The organism is Deinococcus gobiensis I-0 (assembly GCF_000252445.1).
In the GTDB taxonomy this organism is placed as follows: domain Bacteria; phylum Deinococcota; class Deinococci; order Deinococcales; family Deinococcaceae; genus Deinococcus; species Deinococcus gobiensis.
In genome coordinates this window covers 2,495,964-2,513,648 of the sequence record NC_017790.1, presented here as the reverse complement: position 1 = coordinate 2,513,648, position 17,685 = coordinate 2,495,964, and the positions used below count along the sequence as shown (strand labels likewise).

18 protein-coding genes are annotated in these 17,685 nt (G+C 71.2%); 11 read left to right on the top strand and 7 right to left on the bottom strand.

From position 1 onward, the window contains the following. The first annotated feature begins 103 nt into the window (after positions 1-103). The 7 genes from DGO_RS11920 to DGO_RS11890 all read left to right on the top strand — a co-directional run bounded on the left by DGO_RS11920 (position 104) and on the right by DGO_RS11890 (position 7,519). Positions 104-505, top strand: coding sequence for a hypothetical protein (locus DGO_RS11920; protein ID WP_043802236.1), 402 nt, complete (start codon positions 104-106; stop codon positions 503-505). A gap of 29 nt (positions 506-534) precedes the next feature. After that, positions 535-1,032, top strand: coding sequence for an MgtC/SapB family protein (locus tag DGO_RS11915; RefSeq protein ID WP_014685775.1), 498 nt, complete (start codon positions 535-537; stop codon positions 1,030-1,032). 60 nt (positions 1,033-1,092) lie between these two features. Beyond that, positions 1,093-1,749, top strand: coding sequence for a GntR family transcriptional regulator (locus DGO_RS11910; RefSeq protein WP_043802233.1), 657 nt, complete (start codon positions 1,093-1,095; stop codon positions 1,747-1,749). Further along, complete coding sequence (locus DGO_RS11905) at positions 1,742-2,674, top strand: proline dehydrogenase family protein (RefSeq protein WP_014685773.1); 933 nt, start codon at positions 1,742-1,744, stop codon at positions 2,672-2,674. The genes DGO_RS11910 and DGO_RS11905 overlap by 8 nt, the downstream gene beginning before the upstream one ends. Before the next feature lie 147 nt (positions 2,675-2,821). Continuing rightward, positions 2,822-3,931 (top strand): hypothetical protein, encoded by a 1,110-nt coding sequence (locus DGO_RS11900; protein ID WP_145975320.1) that lies wholly within the window; start codon positions 2,822-2,824, stop codon positions 3,929-3,931. Next, complete coding sequence (pruA, locus tag DGO_RS11895; protein WP_014685771.1) at positions 3,924-5,495, top strand: L-glutamate gamma-semialdehyde dehydrogenase; 1,572 nt, start codon at positions 3,924-3,926, stop codon at positions 5,493-5,495. Before DGO_RS11900 ends, pruA begins: the two co-directional genes overlap by 8 nt. A gap of 251 nt (positions 5,496-5,746) precedes the next feature. Continuing rightward, complete coding sequence (locus DGO_RS11890) at positions 5,747-7,519, top strand: S8 family serine peptidase (RefSeq protein WP_043802230.1); 1,773 nt, start codon at positions 5,747-5,749, stop codon at positions 7,517-7,519. 43 nt (positions 7,520-7,562) lie between these two features. Here the strand turns inward: DGO_RS11890 and DGO_RS11885 are convergent, their stop codons facing one another. The 6 genes from DGO_RS11885 to DGO_RS11860 form a co-directional block, all read right to left on the bottom strand. Beyond that, positions 7,563-8,912 (bottom strand): phytoene desaturase family protein, encoded by a 1,350-nt coding sequence (locus DGO_RS11885; RefSeq protein WP_014685768.1) that lies wholly within the window; start codon positions 8,910-8,912, stop codon positions 7,563-7,565. Continuing rightward, complete coding sequence (locus DGO_RS11880; RefSeq protein WP_043802225.1) at positions 8,909-9,796, bottom strand: UbiA family prenyltransferase; 888 nt, start codon at positions 9,794-9,796, stop codon at positions 8,909-8,911. The genes DGO_RS11885 and DGO_RS11880 overlap by 4 nt, the downstream gene beginning before the upstream one ends. Positions 9,797-9,864: 68 nt before the next feature. Further along, complete coding sequence (gene glmU, locus DGO_RS11875) at positions 9,865-11,319, bottom strand: bifunctional UDP-N-acetylglucosamine diphosphorylase/glucosamine-1-phosphate N-acetyltransferase GlmU (protein ID WP_043802222.1); 1,455 nt, start codon at positions 11,317-11,319, stop codon at positions 9,865-9,867. Positions 11,320-11,432: 113 nt separating this feature from the next. Then, the gene (locus tag DGO_RS11870) at positions 11,433-12,371 is read right to left on the bottom strand and encodes a prolipoprotein diacylglyceryl transferase (RefSeq protein WP_014685765.1); all 939 of its coding nucleotides are present in this window, start codon (positions 12,369-12,371) and stop codon (positions 11,433-11,435) included. Between the two features lie 136 nt (positions 12,372-12,507). Next, complete coding sequence (tatC, locus tag DGO_RS11865; RefSeq protein WP_043802218.1) at positions 12,508-13,305, bottom strand: twin-arginine translocase subunit TatC; 798 nt, start codon at positions 13,303-13,305, stop codon at positions 12,508-12,510. A gap of 14 nt (positions 13,306-13,319) precedes the next feature. Continuing rightward, on the bottom strand, positions 13,320-13,574 hold the full coding sequence (locus DGO_RS11860; RefSeq protein WP_014685763.1) for a twin-arginine translocase TatA/TatE family subunit: 255 nt from the start codon (positions 13,572-13,574) through the stop codon (positions 13,320-13,322). A 416-nt stretch (positions 13,575-13,990) separates the two neighbouring features. On the opposite strand from DGO_RS11860, the gene DGO_RS11855 reads away from it, so the two are divergent. From DGO_RS11855 to DGO_RS11840, 4 genes are all read left to right on the top strand, one after another. After that, positions 13,991-14,260, top strand: coding sequence for a twin-arginine translocase TatA/TatE family subunit (locus tag DGO_RS11855; protein WP_014685762.1), 270 nt, complete (start codon positions 13,991-13,993; stop codon positions 14,258-14,260). An 80-nt stretch (positions 14,261-14,340) separates the two neighbouring features. Next, positions 14,341-14,955: an RNA polymerase sigma factor gene (locus DGO_RS11850; RefSeq protein WP_145975319.1), complete on the top strand. Its 615-nt coding sequence runs from the start codon at positions 14,341-14,343 to the stop codon at positions 14,953-14,955. Continuing rightward, positions 14,955-15,641 (top strand): anti-sigma factor, encoded by a 687-nt coding sequence (locus DGO_RS11845; RefSeq protein ID WP_043802216.1) that lies wholly within the window; start codon positions 14,955-14,957, stop codon positions 15,639-15,641. Before DGO_RS11850 ends, DGO_RS11845 begins: the two co-directional genes overlap by 1 nt. A gap of 314 nt (positions 15,642-15,955) precedes the next feature. After that, positions 15,956-16,879, top strand: coding sequence for a ferritin-like domain-containing protein (locus DGO_RS11840; RefSeq protein WP_014685759.1), 924 nt, complete (start codon positions 15,956-15,958; stop codon positions 16,877-16,879). A gap of 63 nt (positions 16,880-16,942) precedes the next feature. On the opposite strand, the gene DGO_RS11835 is transcribed toward DGO_RS11840, so the two are convergent. Next, positions 16,943-17,671, bottom strand: coding sequence for an SDR family oxidoreductase (locus DGO_RS11835; protein WP_014685758.1), 729 nt, complete (start codon positions 17,669-17,671; stop codon positions 16,943-16,945). Positions 17,672-17,685 lie beyond the last annotated feature (14 nt).

The following is a 17,685-nucleotide window of genomic DNA, read 5'->3' as shown; positions in this document are numbered from 1 at the left end:
AAAGGGACGGGGGATTCACACCGCCCATTCTAGGCCGCGCGGGCCATGCGCCCCGTGCCAGAGGGCACGTTCGGCCCCACACGGCGCGCGTACACTGCCCGGCATGAGCGACGCTCCCAAAGCCCACAGCGCCCGCGACCTGCTGCGGGAACTGTTTCCCGACACCCACCGCGAGCTGTTCGGGGGCACCGACACCGGGGCCAGCGCGCCCACGCTGGGCCTGTACGCGGTGGCCGACGGCCGGCTGGCCCTGGTCCACGGCGACCAGCTCGCCGAGTTCACGCCCCTGGACCCCAAGGGCAGCAATGCCCTGCACTGCGACCTGTGCCACTACACCCGCAGCCGCTCCGAGGCCAAGCTCTACCGCGTGGTCGTCGCCGCGCGCCGCACCCGCTACGTGACCCTGTGCGCCCCGACCGAACCCTGCCAGGGCCGGGCCGGCCCGCGCGGCCTGGAACGTCTTGCCGAGCGCATCTTTCCCATCGAAGCGGTGTACGCCGAGTAGAACGGGAGCGCCGGGCCGTACCCTGGGGCATGGACAGCCTGTTGCCCGAACTCCGGCTTCTGCCGGGGGTCCTCGCCGCCTATGTGCTGAGCGGCCTGATCGGCTGGGAGCGTGAACGCCACCGCCACAGCGCCGGGCTGCGCACCCACATTCTGGTGGGGGTCAGTGCGGCGCTGTTCGTGCTGCTGGGCGAGGCCATCGTGGATCGTTTCGGCGCGGGAGTGCCGCAGGTGCGCTTCGATCTCATCGGCATTCTGGGGGCGGTGGTCAGCGGCGTGAGTTTCCTGGGGGCAGGCGCGATCTTCTCCTCGGGGCGCGGGGGGCAGGCGCGCGGGCTGACCACCGCCGCGAGCCTGCTCGCGACGGCGGCGGTGGGGGTCGCCTGCGGGCTGCACCTGTACCTGCTGGCGAGCTGCGCCACGCTGCTGTTCCTGTTCACCCTGTGGCCGCTGGGCCGCCTCGCGCCGCACCTGACGGGCCGCCGCAGCCCCGACGAGGTGGGCGAGGAGAAGGGCGGCCGGGACTAGGACAGGCCGGGCGACCACGGAGGGCTAGCCTCACGTCCTGAGATTGTATACAATATCCATATGGCCCTGTTCGAACGTCCGACGCTGGTGCGCGATGAGGTGTACGAGCACCTGCGCCGCGCCGTGCTGGACGGCGAACTGGTGCCCGGTGAGCGTCTGGGCGAGGCCGAACTGTGCGAGCGGCTGGGGGTGTCGCGCACGCCCATCCGCGAGGCCTTGATGCGCCTGACGCAAGACGGCCTGCTCGTGGCCGAGGCCAACAAGGGGGTACGGGTGCGCCGCGTGAGCGCCGCCGAAGCGCAGGGGGCCTACGTGGTCCGCGAGGAACTCGACGGGCTGGGGGCCGCCCTGGCCGCCACCGCGCATACCCCTGCCGACGCCGAGGCGCTGCGCGGGGCGCTCGCGGCGCTCGGGGCGGCGACTCCCGGCGACTACCGCGAGCAGACCCGGCTGGACCTGGCCTTTCACCGCGCTATTACCCAGGCGTCGCACAACGCGGCGCTGGCCGACCTCGCGCGCGACCTCGAGCAGCGCGTGGCCCTCATCAAGCACCAGACCCGCACCTACAACGCCCATCCCGGCACCGGCGCGCAGCACGCCGCCCTGCTGGACGCCATTCTCGCCCGTGACGCGCTGTCGGCCCGTGAGGCGGCCCGCGCGCACGTCCGGACCTTCGCCGCCCTCGTGCTGCGCGACCTTGGAGAACACCATGATTGACCAGCTCTACCGCAAGGCCATCCTGACCGTCGCCGAGCGCGACAGCGTGGAAAAGTTGCTCCGCGCCCGCGCGTGGCCTGTCGCCCAGCGCTTCGTGGCCGGCGAGGACATCCCCAGCGCCGTGCAGGCCATGAAAGACCTTCAGGCCGACGGCATCTCGTCGAACATGGACCTGCTGGGCGAGTTCATCGAGTCGGCCGCCGACTGCACGCGCTTCGCCGACAACGTGCTGGGCGTGGTCGAGGCCATGCAGGGCGCGGGCATCACGCCCTACGTGAGCATCAAGCTCAGCAGCGTGGGCCAGGGCAAGGACGAGGACGGCGAGGACCTGGGCCTCAAGAACGCCCGCCGGATCATCTCGAAGGCCAAGGAATACGGCGGCTTCGTGTGCCTGGACATGGAAGACCATCCGCGCGTGGACCAGACGCTGGCGCAACTGCGCACCCTGATCGGCGAATTCGGGCGCGCGCACGTGGGCAGCGTCCTCCAGAGCTACCTGTACCGCAGCCTGAAAGACCGCGAGGGTCTGGACGACATCAAGCCCAACCTGCGCTTCGTGAAGGGCGCGTACCTGGAGCCCGAGACGGTCGCCTACCCCGACAAGGCCGACGTGGACGCCAACTACCGCCGCCTGGTGTACCAGCACCTCAAGAGCGGGGCCTACACCAACGTCGCCACCCACGACGAGCGCCTGATCGAGGACGTGAAGCGCTTCGTACTCGCGCACGGTATCGGCAAGGACCAGTTCGAGTTCCAGCTGCTGTACGGCATCCGGCGTGACCTGCAAAAGCAGCTCGTGAAGGACGGCTACCGCGTGCGCGTGTACCTGCCCTACGGCCGCGACTGGTACCCGTACTTCTCGCGCCGCATCGCCGAGCGCCCCAGCAATGCGCTGTTCGTGCTCCAGGGCATGCTCAAGGGCTGAGGCCATGAGGGCGGCGGCGCAGGGGGAGCACGGCGGCGGCCAGAGGCGCCGGGGCGCGCCGCCGTTCAGGCGGCCCGCCGCCTGCCTCTGCGCCTGTCCGCTGAAATACGCCCCCATCGCCGCTCCGGGCCCGGCAGGATGGTCCTCATGACCGACTTCGTCCCGGCCCTCCATCCCGTAGTCATCGGCAGCCTCCGAAATTTTTTCGGCCGCTACCTGCAGGCGGTGCGCGAGCTCGGGCTCGACACCAGTCCGGCGGTGCAGCGCGGCCTGCCCGAATTTTTCCTGACGCTGCCCACGGAGGAGGGATCGCCGCCCGTGATCCTGCACGGCCTCCTGCCCGCCGAGGACCGCTACGCTCCCCTGAAGAACAAACTCGACGCGCAGGTCAAGGAGACGGGCGACGAGCGGCTGCGGGTCATCCTGCACCCCGCCGCCCAGCGGGACGCGCTGTACCAGACCTTCGCGCAGGGCGGCGTGACCCGTTACCTGCACCCCGACGCCATGCGCGCCCTGGCGGAACTGCGCCTGACCTGGGACGGCTATGGCCTGCTCAGCGGCGTACTGGGCTGGACCCACGCGCTGGCCTTCCTGCTGGGCGTGCTCGTGCTGTGGGGCATCGACGGCTTTGTGGTCTCGCTGCTGGCGATGCTCGTCTGGGCCGCCGTGGTGGGCCTGAGCTATTTCGTGTTCAGCCGCCTGCTGGTCGTCCCCGCGTTGCAGCGCCGCCTCGCGGCCCGCCGGCGCGCCGCCTGCGCCCGCATCCTGGCCGACTGCCAGGAGGTCGGCCGCCGCCCGCTCAGTCCGCGCATGGCGGCCGAGCTCCCCGCGCCGGTCATGGACGCCCTGTCACGCCTGCCCGGCGAGCGCCCGCAGGCGCAGGACGTCTTGCAGCGCGGCGAATGGTGGCGCGCCGAACTGTGGGACCTCGCCCACGAGGCGGCCCGTGGCCTGGCCAAGGTCCCCGAGAGCGGCCCGGATTTCGCGGCCCGGACGCGCGGTACGGCGGCGCTGGTCGGCCGCATCGTACAGGTGTTCGAGCTGGACGCCGCCTCGCCGGGGGTCGTCTCGCCCGAAACCGCGTGGCGGCTGGACGAGGCCTACACGCAGGTCGAGGCGCAGGCGGCCAGCCTGGGCTACGCCGCGCCGCTGCGCCCCCGGTCGGCCTCGCCGCTGCCCCAGGCCCCCTTCCTGACCCCGGTCCAGCCCGGACCAGCCCTCACCGACCCGATTCCCAAGGAGCCTCACCATGATTAAAGTTCAGGACTACCGCCCGCAGAGCTTCATCGACTTTACGCAGCCCGAGAACGTCAAGGCGTATCAGGACGCCCTGAAGAAGGTCCGCGCCGAACTGGTCGGCAAGCACTACCCGGTCGTCATCGACGGCGTGGCGGTCGAAACGGCAGAAAAGATCGAAAGCCGCAACCCCTGCGACACCGCCGAACTCGTGGGCACGACCGGCAAGGCGACCACCCAGGACGCCCAGAAGGCCCTCGACGGTGCCTGGAAGGCTTTCGAGAGCTGGAAGAAGTGGGACATGGACGCCCGCGCCCGCGTGCTGCTCAAGGCCGCCGCGATCCTGAAGCGCCGCCGCCTGGAAGCCTGCGCCCTGATGAGCATCGAGGTGGGCAAGAACTACGCCGAGGCCGACGTGGAAGTGGCCGAGGCCATCGACTTTCTGGAGTACTACGCCCGCAGCGCCATGAAGTACGCGGGCTTCGGCAGCAGCGAGACGACCTGGTTCGAGGGCGAGGAAAACGGCCTGATGAGTATTCCGCTGGGTGTCGGCGTGAGCATCAGCCCGTGGAATTTCCCCTGCGCGATCTACCTGGGGATGCTGGCCGCGCCCATCGTCGCGGGCAACTGTGTGATCGCCAAGCCGGCCGAGGACGCGGGCCTCATCGCGGGCTTCGTCACCGAGATCATGTACGAGGCCGGGCTGCCCGCCGGGGTCCTCCAGTTCCTGCCGGGGGTGGGCAAGGAAGTCGGCGAGTTCCTGACCACGCATGCCAAGACCCGCTTCGTCACCTTCACGGGCAGCCGGGCGGTGGGCCTGCACATCAACGAGGTGGCGGCCAAGGTGCAGCCGGGCCAGAAGTGGCTCAAGCGCGTGATCATGGAACTGGGCGGTAAGGACGCCATGATCGTGGACGAGACCGCCGATCTCGACGTGGCGATCACCGCCGCCGTGCAGGGGGCCTTCGGCTTCAACGGCCAGAAGTGCAGCGCCATGAGCCGCCTCGTGGTGGTGGACGAGGTGTACGACGCGGTGGTCAACGGTTTCGTCGAGCGGACCCGCGCGCTGAAGATGGGCACCGGCGAGGAGAACGCCAACGTCACCGCCGTCGTCAACCAGATGAGCTTCGACAAGGTCAAGTCGTACCTCGACCTCGCCCCGCAGGAGGGGACCGTGCTGCTGGGTGGGCAGGCCCCCGGCGAGTACGGCGGCACATCCGGCTATTACGTCCAGCCGACCATCGTGGGCGACGTGAAGCGTGACGCCCGCATGGCGCAGGAGGAAATCTTCGGGCCGGTCGTGACCGTGCTGCGCGCCAGGGACTGGCAGGACGCCCTCGATATCGCCAACTCGACCGAGTACGGCCTGACTGGCGGCGTGTGCAGCCGCAGCCGCGAGCGGCTGGAGCAGGCCCGCGCCGAGTTCGAGGTGGGCAACCTGTACTTCAACCGCAAGATCACCGGGGCCATCGTGGGCGTGCAGCCCTTCGGCGGGTACAACATGAGCGGCACCGACTCCAAGGCGGGCGGCCCGGACTACCTCGCCAACTTCATGCAGCTCAAGACCGTGACCGAGCGCTGGTAAAGCGCGGCGGCGAACAGGGTGGCGGGCGCAGTCCTTCGGGACCGCCCGCCCTTTCGTTTGAAATTTCCGTCTCCGGAGAAGGGCGGGCAATACCTGAACCCGGTCCAGTGTTGTCTAGAAGAGTGACCGGCGGGTCATGAAGTGGACATTAGAGTCTGCGCAAGTTCCAAACCGATGTCGAACCTTTTCCGGCCGGCCGCCGATGTGGCCGGAGGTCCCGTCCCCCTTGCCGCTGTTCCCTGGAGGTTTTCATGCTGCGTTCCCACTCTGGCCTGCTGCTCGCCGCGACCCTGACCCTCTCCCTGGCTGCCTGCGGACAGCAGAGCGTGACGGCGCCCGCTGCGGTCGCCCCCGGTGCCGATCAGGCGGTGGCCGCCGACGCCTATCTCGTGGGGTTCAAGGAGAGCGGCCTGAACGCCCAGGGGCTGGGCGCGCAGGACCTGAGCGCCCAGGCCGCCTTGCAGGCGCAGGCCATCGCCGCCGCCGGGGGCACCCTGACGAGCCAGTGGGCCGACATCAGCGCGGCGGCCGTGCGCCTGTCGCCCCAGGCCCTCGCCCGCCTGCGCGCCGACCCCTCGGTCGAGTACGTCGAGCCGGACCTCAAGCGCACGGCGACGGGCATGCGCAGCGGGGTCAGCGACGCGCAGCCGGCCCGCAGCGGCCTGAAGGCCCAGGCCATCACGGCGCAGGCCACGCCGGTCTACACGGCGAGCGGCGAGACCACCTGGGGCGACGCGGCGCTGAAGGTGCCCACCCTGCGCTCCAGCGGCTACACGGGGTCGGGCGTGGCGGTGTGCGTGGGCGACACCGGCATCGACGGCAACCACCCCGAATTCCAGCGCAAGCTCAAGGGCTTCCGCAACTTCGTCACGAGCGAGAGCGGGCGGGGCGACCCCTACCAGCTCAACGACGTGTCGCACCACGGCACGCACGTCTCGGGGACCATCTTCGCGCAGTACGGCTCGGGCACCGGGGCCAGCGGCCTCCAGGCGGGCGAGGACGCCAACGGCGTGGGCGGCGTGGCCCCCGGCGTGAACCTGTACATGGCGCGCGTGCTGGGCAACGACGGCTCGGGCAGCAGCAGCGGCATCATCAACGGCGTGAACTGGTGCGCCGGGCAGCTCAAGAGCCAGGGCGGCACCGAGAGCAAGGTGGTCATCAGCCTGTCGCTGGGCGGCGGCAGCGCCAGCCAGACCGAGCAGCGCGCCTACACCTCGGCCTACAACAAGGGCGCGCTGATCATCGCCGCGACCGGCAACGACGGCGCCGCCGTGTCGTACCCCGCCGCCTACACCAACGTGGTGGGCGTGGGCGCCATCGACGACGCGGAGGCCAAGGCCGACTTCTCGAACTTCGGCTCGCAGGTGGACCTCGTGGGCCCCGGCGTGCATGTCCTGAGCAGCGTGCCGCTGGGCCAGGGCACCCGCGCCTCGGCCTCGGGCGCCGGCGTGACCTTCGGGGACGTGCAGGCCGCCGACCTGAGCGGCAAGGCCACCTTCACCGGCAACGTGGTGAAGGCCGGCGACGGCACCGGCACGGCGGGCGCCGGGCAGTTCTGCGGGACGAGCACCCGCAACTCGGCGCTGTCGGGCAACATCGCCCTGATCGCGCGCGGCACCTGCTCCTTCGAGGAGAAGGTCGCCAACGCGGTCGCCAGCGGCGCCAAGGCCGTCATGATCTACAACAACGCGGCCGGCAGCCTGGGCATGACCCTGACCAACAGCTACAGCGTGCCGGTGGTGGGCCTGACCCAGAGCGACGGCCAGGGCCTGCTCGCCAAGCTGCCGGCCACGGGAAGTGCCGCCGTGACCACCGCCGACTACGAATACTTCGACGGCACCAGCATGGCGACCCCGCACGTGAGCGCCGCCGCCGCCGTGGTGTGGGCCGCCAAGCCCAGCCTGACCAACGCCCAGCTCCTGAACCTGCTGACCAGCACCGCCAAGGACCTGGGGGCATCGGGCAAGGACGACAACTTCGGCTACGGGCTGGTCAACCCGCTCAAGGCGATCACGGGGCAGTAAGACGCCGTGTCCGGGGGCCGCTTCCACCAGGGGGCGGTCCCCTTCAGTGTCCCGTTTCCCTCAGCAGCCGGTCCACGATGAGCGCCCCGCCCAGTACCGCCGGCAGCCCCCCGCCCGGATGCACCCCGGTGCCGACCTGCCACAGCCCCGGCGCCGGCCGGTAGGGCTGCGGGTGCAGCGGGCCGCCGCGCCAGGGGGCCAGGGCCGCGCCGTAGATCGCGCCGCCCGGGTGCCCCCCCGCCGCGTAGTGGACAGGGGAGAGGACGCGGGTATCCAGTGCCGTGTCCAGTAGACCTGGCACACCCAGGGTGCGCTCGGCCCGCGCGACCTGGGCCCGGACCCAGGGGTGCTCCGGGCCATAGGCCTGCCCGGTGGCGGGCGCGGTCAGCAGGACCGCCAGCCGGTGCCCCTCGGCGTGGACCAGGGTCAGGGTGTCGGGCGGCAGCGCCCCCACGCGCATGGCCGCCCGGAAGGCGGAGAAGCTGCCCGGCGGCAGCACCGAGGTTGCGGGCAGCGGCGCGGGGGCCGGCAGGGCGGCGTACAGGGCCACGCCTGCCACCGTGCGCCCCCCCGGGGGGGAGACGACGGGCCGGCCCCGCAACGCCGCGAGCCGCGCCGGGTCCAGGGCGCTGATCAGCAGGTCGTGCCGCGCCGTCTCGCCGCCCGCCAGGGTCAGGGCCGGGCCAGTGATCGCCCGAACCTCTCTCCCCTCGCGCACCCGCGCGCCGCGCGCCGCCAGGAAGGCCAGCAGGGCGTCCAGCAGCGCGCCCATGCCCCCGGCCGGGCGGTAGACCTCCGCACCCACCAGCGCCGGAATCAGGGCATAGAGGGCCGGGGCGTCCTGCGGCGGCAGGCCCGCGTTCAGGGCGTGGGTGCGCAGGGCGTGGGCCAGGGCCGGCGAAAAGTGCCGGGCGCGCAGCCAGCCCTCGGCGCTCAGGTGGGGGCCTGTGACCCCGAACAGCGCCGCGCTCGCCCGCCGGAAGGCCGGGTCGCGCAGGCGCGGCGGCGTGGTCAGCAGGGTGCCCAGGTGCGGGCGCAGCGGCGCGGCGGCGGCGAGGTAACGGGTCCACTCGCCGTGCAGCGGGTGTCCGGGCGGCACCGGCAGCGGCACCGCGCCGTGCGGCGTGTGGTGCAGGCCCAGCCCCCCCGGCAGCGGGCGCAGGTCCAGCGGGTCGGCCTCGCCCAGCCGCGCCAGCACCTCGCGCCACACTTCCGGGAAGGTGAAGAGGCTCGGGCCGGTGTCGAAGTCCAGGCCGCCGACCTCCTCGCGGCGCAGTTTGCCCCCGGCGCGGCCCTGCTCGTACACCGTGACCGCCCAGCCCCGCGCGGCGAGCAGCGCCCCCAGGGTCAGGCCCGCCACGCCGCCGCCCAGGATGCCGGCGCTGCGGTTCACAGCCCGCGCCACTCGCCGCGTGCGAGCAGGTAGACCAGGCCCACGCCTGCCACCGTCCCCACGATCCAGGGGGTGACGATGCTCAGGGGATAGAGGCGCGCGGCCTGCTCGGGGCTGGGGCGGCGGGCCAGGGCCAGCGCCATGCCGCCGCACACGCCCCACAGGGCCAGGGCGCTCAGGCGCGAGACCGGCCACAGCAGCGCGCCTGCCAGCGCGAACCAGCCCAGGGCGTACAGGGCCGTGCCGCGCGTGCCCAGGGCGGTCGCCACCGTGCGTGTGCCCGCCAGCCGGTCGGCGGGACTGTCCTGCGCGGCGTCGAAGGCGTGCTTGCCTACCGAGTAGCTCATGAGGGCCAGCAGCGGCAGCCAGGGCACCGGCGTACCCAGGGTCAGGGCGGGCAGGGCCAGGGGCAGCGCGTAGGCGACGTTGCTCAGGCCGTCGAGAAAGGGCCGGCCCTTGAGGCGCAGCGGCGGCAGGCTGTACGCCGCGAACAGCCCGGCCGAGAGCAGCAGGACTCCCAGCGCCGCCGGGGGCAGCAGCGCGGCCAGCAGCCCCAGCGCGGGCAGGTTCCAGGCCAGGGTGGCGCGCAGCAGCGGCCCGCCCTCACCCGGAGTCAGCCGCGCGCCCTGCCAGCCGCCCTTGCGGCTCGACCGGGCGTCCTCCTCGCGGTCCGAGAGGTCGTTCAGGCCGTAGATGAGCAGGTTGAAGGGCAGGGTCAGGTACAGCAGCAGCGCGACCAGCCCCGCGTCCAGGCTGTAGAGCCGCCCCGTGAGCCACAGCCCCGTGATCAGGGTGCCCACCGTGTTCACCCACAGGGCGGGGCGCGAGACGACCAGAAGTCGGCGCAGGGGCAGCAGGGAAGGGGTCAGGCGGCGGGTATGCATGGGCCGCTCCCCATTGTAGGGGGAGGGGGTCAGGCGGGCCGTCCCGGCGACGCCCTCCCCGCCCCGGGTTACTGCTCGCGGCGCAGCCAGCCGGCCAGCCAGGGGAGCTTGCGCTCGACTCCCTCACGCAGGCCGCCCCAGTAGCGGCGCGACCAGCCTTCCAGGGTGCGCTGCTTGCCGCGCGCGACGGCCATCGCGCCCTCGGGCACGTCGGCGTGCACGGCGCTGCCGGCCGCGATGAAGGCCGCGTCGCCCACCACGCGCGGGGCGATGAGGGTCGAGTTGCTGCCGATGAACACGCCCGCGCCGACCCGCGTGCGGTGCTTGTTCACGCCGTCGAAGTTGGCGACGATGGTCCCCGCGCCCACGTTCGTCTCGTCGCCGATCTCCACGTCGCCCAGGTAGGCGAGGTGCCCGGCCTTGACGCCCTGGGCCAGCACGGCGTTTTTCGTCTCCACGAAGTTGCCGATGTGTACGCCCTCGCCCAGCACGGTGCCGGGGCGCAGCCGCGCGAAGGGCCCCACGTCGCTGCCGCGTCCCACCTGCGCCCCTTCCAGCACGCTGTGGGCCTTGACGGTCACGCCCTCCGCCAGCACGGTGTTGGTCAGGACGCTGTAGGCCCCGACCGTCACGCCCGGCGCCACGCGGGTCTGGCCGCGCAGGATCACGCCGGGTTCCAGGGTCACGTCCTGCCCGAGTTCGACCGTGTCCTCGATGACCACCGTGTCGGGGCGCTGCACGGTCACGCCCGCGCGCATGTGGCGCTCGACGATGCGGCGGCCCATCGCGGTTTCGAGGGCCGCGAGGCCCACGCGGTCGTTCGCTCCTTCGACCTCGCCCGCGTCGGCCAGCTTGAAGGCGCGCACGGGGGCACCGGCCGCGCGGTACAGCCCCAGCAGGTCGGTGAGGTAATACTCGCCCGAGGCGTTGTCGTTGCCGATCTGCTGGGCCAGGCGGGGGGCCTGGGCGTCGAACACGTACACCCCGCTGTTGAATTCCCCGATGCGCCGCTGCTCGTCGCTGGCGTCCTTCTGCTCGACGATGCCCTCCACATCGCCGCCCGCGCCGCGCAGGATGCGGCCGTAGCCGGTGGCATCGGGCAGTTCGCCGGTCAGGACCGTCATGGCGCTGGCGCGCTCACGGTGGTCGGCCAGCAGGGCGCGCAGCGTCTCGACGCGCAGCATGGGCGTGTCGCCGTACAGCACGAGGATGTCGGCGTCCCCTTCCTCGCCGCCCTCCAGCGCCGCCGCGCCGCTCAGGAAGGCGTCTCCGGTGCCCCGCTGCTTTTCCTGCCGGGCGAAGGCCACGCCGGGGGCCTGGAGGGCGGCCTCGACCGCGTCGGCCCCGTGGCCGGTCACGACGACCACGCGCCGCGCGCCGAGGTCGCGCGCGGCCTTCACGGCCCAGGCCACCATCGGGCGGCCGGCGACGGGGTGCAGCACCTTGGGCAGGCCGGATCTCATGCGGGTGCCCTGCCCGGCGGCGAGAATCAGAACGTCCAGCGGGCGGTCAGTATGTGTCATCAAGTTCACCTTTGCGTCCAGTCTAAGCGAGGGTCGGCCGGGACATTTCCCTGCCGGATGAGAACGCGGCCCGCTCCGGGGGGAGGCGGGCCGCAGGCGGAAGTGGGCGGAGGTCAGCGGGGAGCGGCCGGGGGGTCCACCGTCACGGCCGCCTGCGGGGCGTCGGGGCGGGGGGCGCGGCGCAGGCGCCACAGCATGTAGAGGCACAGCAGGATCAGCGGCACGCTGATGATCTGGGTGTCGGTCCACAGGCCGATGCCGGGGGCGTTCAGGCCCTGGTTCAGGTAGCTCTTGACCGTCAGGGGGTTGAGGCGGAAGGTCTCCTCCCAGCCGGCGCGCAGGATGCTGTACCACAGCCAGAACTGCCAGAAGGCCCAGCCCGGGACGCGCGAACGCAGCCAGAAGTACGACGCGACCGACAGGATGATCCCGATGATGACGCCGTACATCTGCGTGAAGTGCACGGGGGCCGTCATCACGAGCTGCCCGCCGATCTGCTGGCAGTACTGCGAGAGGTCCATGTCGATGTTGGGGTTGGGCACGCACATCCCGTCGTGGAAGGCGCGGGCGCTGGCGGGCCAGTGGTAGCCGATGGGCCAGTTCGTGACGCGCCCGACCGTGTCGGTGCCGTTCATGATGTTGCCGATGCGCCCGCCGATGATCCCGAAGGCCACGCCCGGCACACACAGGTCGGCGTACTGGAAGAAGTTGAACTTGTACTTGCGCGCGAAGTAGACGATGGTCAGGATGCCGCCGATGAGCCCGCCGTGGATCGAGATGCCCCCGGCGCGCAGATTCACGATGTCCAGCAGCACGCGCGGAAAGGGCACGTTCTCGAAGAGGTGCCAGGAGGTGGCCACGAACACGATGCGCGCGCCCACGATGCCCCAGAACAGCATCCACAGGATCATGCGCTCGAACAGGTCGACGTTCAGGCCGCGCTGCCGGGCCAGCCGGGTGCCCACCGCGATGCCCGCCACCACCCCCAGCATGATGAGCAGGCCGTACCAGGCGATCGTAAAGCCGCCGATGTTCAGGAAGACTGGGTTCATAAGTCGCCGCCCAGTGTAGGCCAGCGTAGAGCTGCGAGTGGCGCTGTCGGCACGCCGCCCCGCCCAAATCGCCCGGCACGCCGAGCTGCGCGGCAAAAAAAAGCCCCCGCCGTGGGGGGCAGGGGGCCGGCGGACTTCAGGGTTCCAGAATCGCCTGTTCGGCGGCCGGAATCACCCGGAACACGCGCGAGAGGATCACGCTCAGCTCGTACAGCACGTACAGCGGCACGGCCACGAGCAGCATGTTGCCGGGGTCGGGCGTCGGCGTGATGACGGCCGCCGCCACCATGATCGCCACGAGGGCGATGCGCCAGCCTTTGCGCAGCATCGTGTGGTTCACGATGCCGATACGGGTGAGCACGATCGCCAGGATCGGCAGCTCGAAGGCCACCCCGAAGGCGATCAGGAAGGTGGTCACGGTCCCGATGTACTCTTGGAGGTCCTGCATCTGCGTGACGGTGCCGGCCAGGAATTCGATCAGGAAGGGGATCATGGTGGGCAGCACGAGCTTGTAGCCGAACAGCACGCCGCCCGCGAACGAGAAGCCCACGCCCAGGATGAAGGGCAGGCCCCAGCGCCGTTCGTGCGGGTACAGGCCCGGCGCGATGAAGCCCCAGATCTGCCACACGATGAAGGGCAACGCCAGCGCGAGGCCGGCCCAGAAGGCGAGGCTGAAGCTGATCAGGAGCTGCCCGGCGAGGCGCAGCGTGACGAGTTCGACCTTACCTGCGCGGTACAGCTCGGAGTAGGTGAGCGGCACCTTGATCAGCTCGATGAGCTGCACGCGGTACTGAAAGGCCACCACCATGCCGATGGCCAGAAAGACCAGGCTGATGATCAGCCGCTTTCTGAGCTCGTCGAGGTGGTCGAACAGCGGCGCGCTCTTGAGGTCGCCGGTCGGGCGCGTGGGGGTGCCGGGGGAGGGCGCAGCCATGTCGACCTCCCGGCTCAGGCGCGGTGGTCGCGCTCGGTGACGGCTTCGGCCGGGCGGCTGGCCGGGTGGGGCGCGGCCGGGTCGAGCGGCGTGACCTTCACGTCGGTCAGGGGCACGGCGTCCTTGCCCTGGTCTTCAGGCCGCACCTCGCGCTTGAATTCGCGGATGCCCTGGCCCACGCCCTTGCCCAGCTCGGGCAGCTTCTTGGCCCCGAAGATCAGGGCGATGACGGCAACGATCAAGATGATTTCGAGTGGTCCGAGTGACATGGAAAGAGCCTCCAGGCTGCGAGTGCGGAAGAAGGGGGGGCGGCGCGGCACCCGCTGTGCCTGCCTGCCACTATGCGCCGCAGCGTAGCGCGCGAGTATGAAGAGCGGGAGAAGTCGCGGCGAAGGGAAGGCGAACATGAATGCCCGGCTCCGGAGCGGCCCCGACTCTACCCACTTATATGCGGCCGGGCCGCCGCCTGGATCGGTCGGGCGATCCTGCGCGAACCTTCATGCCCGGCGGCCGGGAGACGCAGGCGCGGCCGGCCGCCGGAGGGGATGATCCAAAGCCGCGCCTTCCGCATAGAACTGTTCGGACCTGGCCCCGCACAGGAGGCCCCGCCCCGCCCACACAGGGCCGCCGCGCCGTCCCGCCGCCGTTCCTGCTCCGTCCCCCACCCACTAAGGAGGCCCCGCCCATGCCCAACCTCGGAATGCCCGAAATCCTGATGATCCTGGTGGTCGCGCTCGTCATCTTCGGCCCGCGCAAGTTGCCCGAACTGGGCAAGACGCTGGGCAGCACCCTGCGTGAATTTCGCCGCCACACCAGTCAGCTGACCGACGACCTGCGCGCCGAGACGACCCCCGCGCCCGTTGCCGCTGCCCAACCGGTGGCCGCCCCCACCGCCGTGGTGGCCCCGGTGGCCGAACTGGTGCCCGCCGCCGCGCCCACCCCGCCCCGCGCCTGAAGGAACGGGCGGGGATGGAGGCCGCGTGAACGTGGCCGGTAGGCAGGCGCAGACGGCCCCTGTTAGGCTGCACCCATTCTATGACCGACCCCGTCTCCGCCTCTGCCCGACCGGCCACTCCCGGTCCGGACCCGTCCGACGAGCTGCTCATCGCGCGTATGGCCCAGCAGGATGAGGACGCCCTGAGCGAGTTGCACCGCCGCCATGCCCGGCTGCTGTACGCCCTGGGCCAGCGGATGCTCCGGCAGCGCGACGATGTCGAGAGCTGCGTGCAGGACGCCTTCATGAACGCCTGGAAGCATGCCGCCCGCTTCGACCCCACCCGCGCCAAGGCCAAGACCTGGCTCGTGAGCATCGCCCACCACCGGTTTTTGCAGGAGCTGCGCGACCGGCCTGTCACCGAACTGGAAATCGCCGACTGGGACGCGCCGAGCAGTGCGCCCGACCCGACCGACCGTCTGCTGGCGGACCGCGCGGTCGGCGGCCTCGAAGGGTCGCAGCGGCAGCTGGTCGAACTGGCCTACTACCGGGGATACTCGCATTCCGAACTCGCCCAGCTGACCGGACTGCCCCTGGGAACCGTCAAGTCCCGCCTGCGCGCCGCGCTGGACCAGATGCGCGCTGTCCTAGGGGGGCGCGCCGCGCAGGACGGGCCCCCACCCCCCGCACCCCGCACCACAGGAGGTGAAAGCTGATGAATCCCGACCGTGAACAACTCCTGGCCTATGCGCTGGGCCAGCTTTCGCCGGCCGAGGCGGCACAGGTCCAGGCCCGGATCGACGCCGACCCGGAGCTGCGCGCCGAGGTGCAGGCCGACCGGGACGCGCTGCTCGCCCTCGTCGAGACGCTGGACCTGACCGCCGCCGAAGTGCCGCCGGGGGCCCAGGAGCGGCTGCTGGCCCGCCTGCGTGCCGAGACGGCCCCGGTCTCTGGCCCGGCCCCGGGCGCGCCCCTCCGGACTGTTCCGGGGCGGCCGGTTGCACGTTCCCGCTCCACGACGCCGCTCTGGACCGCCGCCGCGCTCGCTGCCGCGCTGGCGGTGGGGCTGTGGCTGCGGCCCCCGGCCGACTCCCTGGCCCGTTACGCTGCCGTGCCAGGAGCGGCCGCCCAGGCCCTCGGTCCTGCCGGAGCACCCCTGGGGAACCTCGTGCGTCTGCCCGACGGCCGGGTGTACGTCCGCCTGGGCCAGGCCCCAGCCCAGGGCCGTACCTACCAGCTGTGGCGGATCGCCCCCGGGGGCGCGCCCGTTTCGCTTGGGGTGTTCGGCCGCGATGTCCTGACCGCTTCTCTCCCCCAGGGAACGAGTGTGGCCGTCAGCGTCGAGCCGCCCGGCGGCAGTCCGCAGCCGACCACCACGCCCCTGTTCATCCAGGCCCTCTAGCCGATCAGCAGAGGAAGGACCGAGACCCCGGAAGAGTGCGCCTGTAGCGGTACTTTTTCGGGGTCTCGGCCTTTGTTTCACGCTGTTCGCGCACCAGTCGGCCTGGGTTCGGGCTTCACTGAAGGTTCATGGTCAATAAAGGGTGATCCAATTTCGGGTGGGCGGCATATCGTCATGGTGAAGGCAAGAAGCTGTTGTGCTGGGGTCGTCCTCGCGGGCGTCGCCGCTCCGGTGCGGCCTTCTGCGGTTCCTGACGGTTCCTCTTCTTTCCGCCTCTTTCCCGATGTTCCGACTTCAATTTCAGGAGGGTCCACATGAGCAACGACACCAACAATCCCACCGGTACCAGCACCCGCCGCAAGTTCCTCGGTATGGCCGGCCTCATGGGTGCCGGGGCCGTTCTTGCCGGCTGCACCAACGTGGGCGCCGTCGAGCCGGTCAAGCCGAACTATGACGCCAAGATCGGCAACTTCGCCCTGAACCTCGAGTACCTCGAAGCGGCCTTCTACCTCGCCGCCGTGGGACGCATCAACGAACTCAAGGCCATCGGCGGCAGCGCCCAGATCATCCTGCCCAGCGGTTTCGACGGCACCAGCAGCATCGCCTTCTCCAGCCCGGCGGTCGCCCAGTACGCTCAGGAAATCGCTCAGGACGAGCTGAACCACGTCATCGCTCTGCGCGCCAAGCTCGGCAGCGCCGCCGTCGACCGTCCTGTGCTCGACATCGGCCCGGCCTTTGCGGCGGCGGCCAACGCGGCGGCGGGCGCGACCCTCAGCCCCTCGTTCAATCCCTACCTCAACGATCTGTTCTTCCTGCACGGCGCCTTCATTTTTGAAGACGTGGGTGTCACCGCGTACAAGGGCGCCGCGCGCCTGATCGTGGACTACAGCGAAGGCGGCATCCTCGATTCGGCGGCTGGCATCCTGTCGGTCGAGGCCTACCATGCGGGCGAAATCCGTACCCTCCTGTACGCCCAGAAGGACGTCGTGACCCCCTACGGCGTCACTGTCGAGCAGCTCATCCAGAAGATCAGCGATCTGCGCGCGGCGGTCGGCGGCGGCAAGGACGAAGGCCTCACCAAGAACGGCAAGGCCAACATCGTCGTGGCCGATTCCAACAGCGTGGCCTACGGCCGCAGCCCCCGCGAAGTCCTGAACATCGTGTACCTGGGGGCCAACGCCAGCAAGGGCGGCTTCTTCCCCAACGGCCTCAACGGGGACTTCAGCGGCCTCGTCTGAGCCTCTGAGAACCTGACCCGCCAGCCTCCCTCACTGGAGGCGGCGGGTTTCTCCTTGCAGGCCTCAGATTCCCCAGCCGCCGTCCACCAGCAGCTCCTGACCGGTCATGTACGCGGCCTCCTTCGTCGCCAGGAAGGCCACGGCCGCCGCCACCTCGCCCGGTTCGCCGAAGCGCCGGGCCGGTATGCGGTCCATCAGGTCTCTGGCCTGCGCGGGGTCGCGGTGCAGGGTCTGGAGGCGCTCCGTGGCGGTGTAGCCCGGCGCGACGGTATTGCAGGTCACGCCGTCTGCGGCCACCTCCAGCGCCAGGGTCCTCAGGTGGTTGGTCACGGCGGCGCGCAGGGCGTTGCTGACCGGCAGCGTCAGTGTAGGCCGCCCGACCGTCAGGCTGGTGATCGCGATGATCCGGCCCCAGCGCCGCTCGCGCATGCCCGGCAGCACAGCCCCCGCCAGCCGCGCCGTACTCAGGAAGGTGGTCTGGAAACCCTGCGCCCAGGCGTCCTCGCTGACCTCGCTGGGCAGGGAGGGGGGCGGCCCGCCCGCGTTGCTCACCAGGATGTCCACGTCTCCAGCGGCCTCCACGGCGGCGCGGACCCCCTCGGGCGTGCCCACGTCGGCCACGACCCAGCGCGCGCCGATGGCCTCGGCGGCGGTCCTGAGCGCCGCTTCGCCCCGCGCCGCGACGGTGACCTGTGCGCCCAGCCGCGCGAGGTGATGCGCCGAGGCCAGCCCGATGCCCTTGCTGCCGCCGGTCACGAGCGCCCGCTTGCCTTCCAGTCTGAAGAGGGTCATGTCCGCAGGCTAGA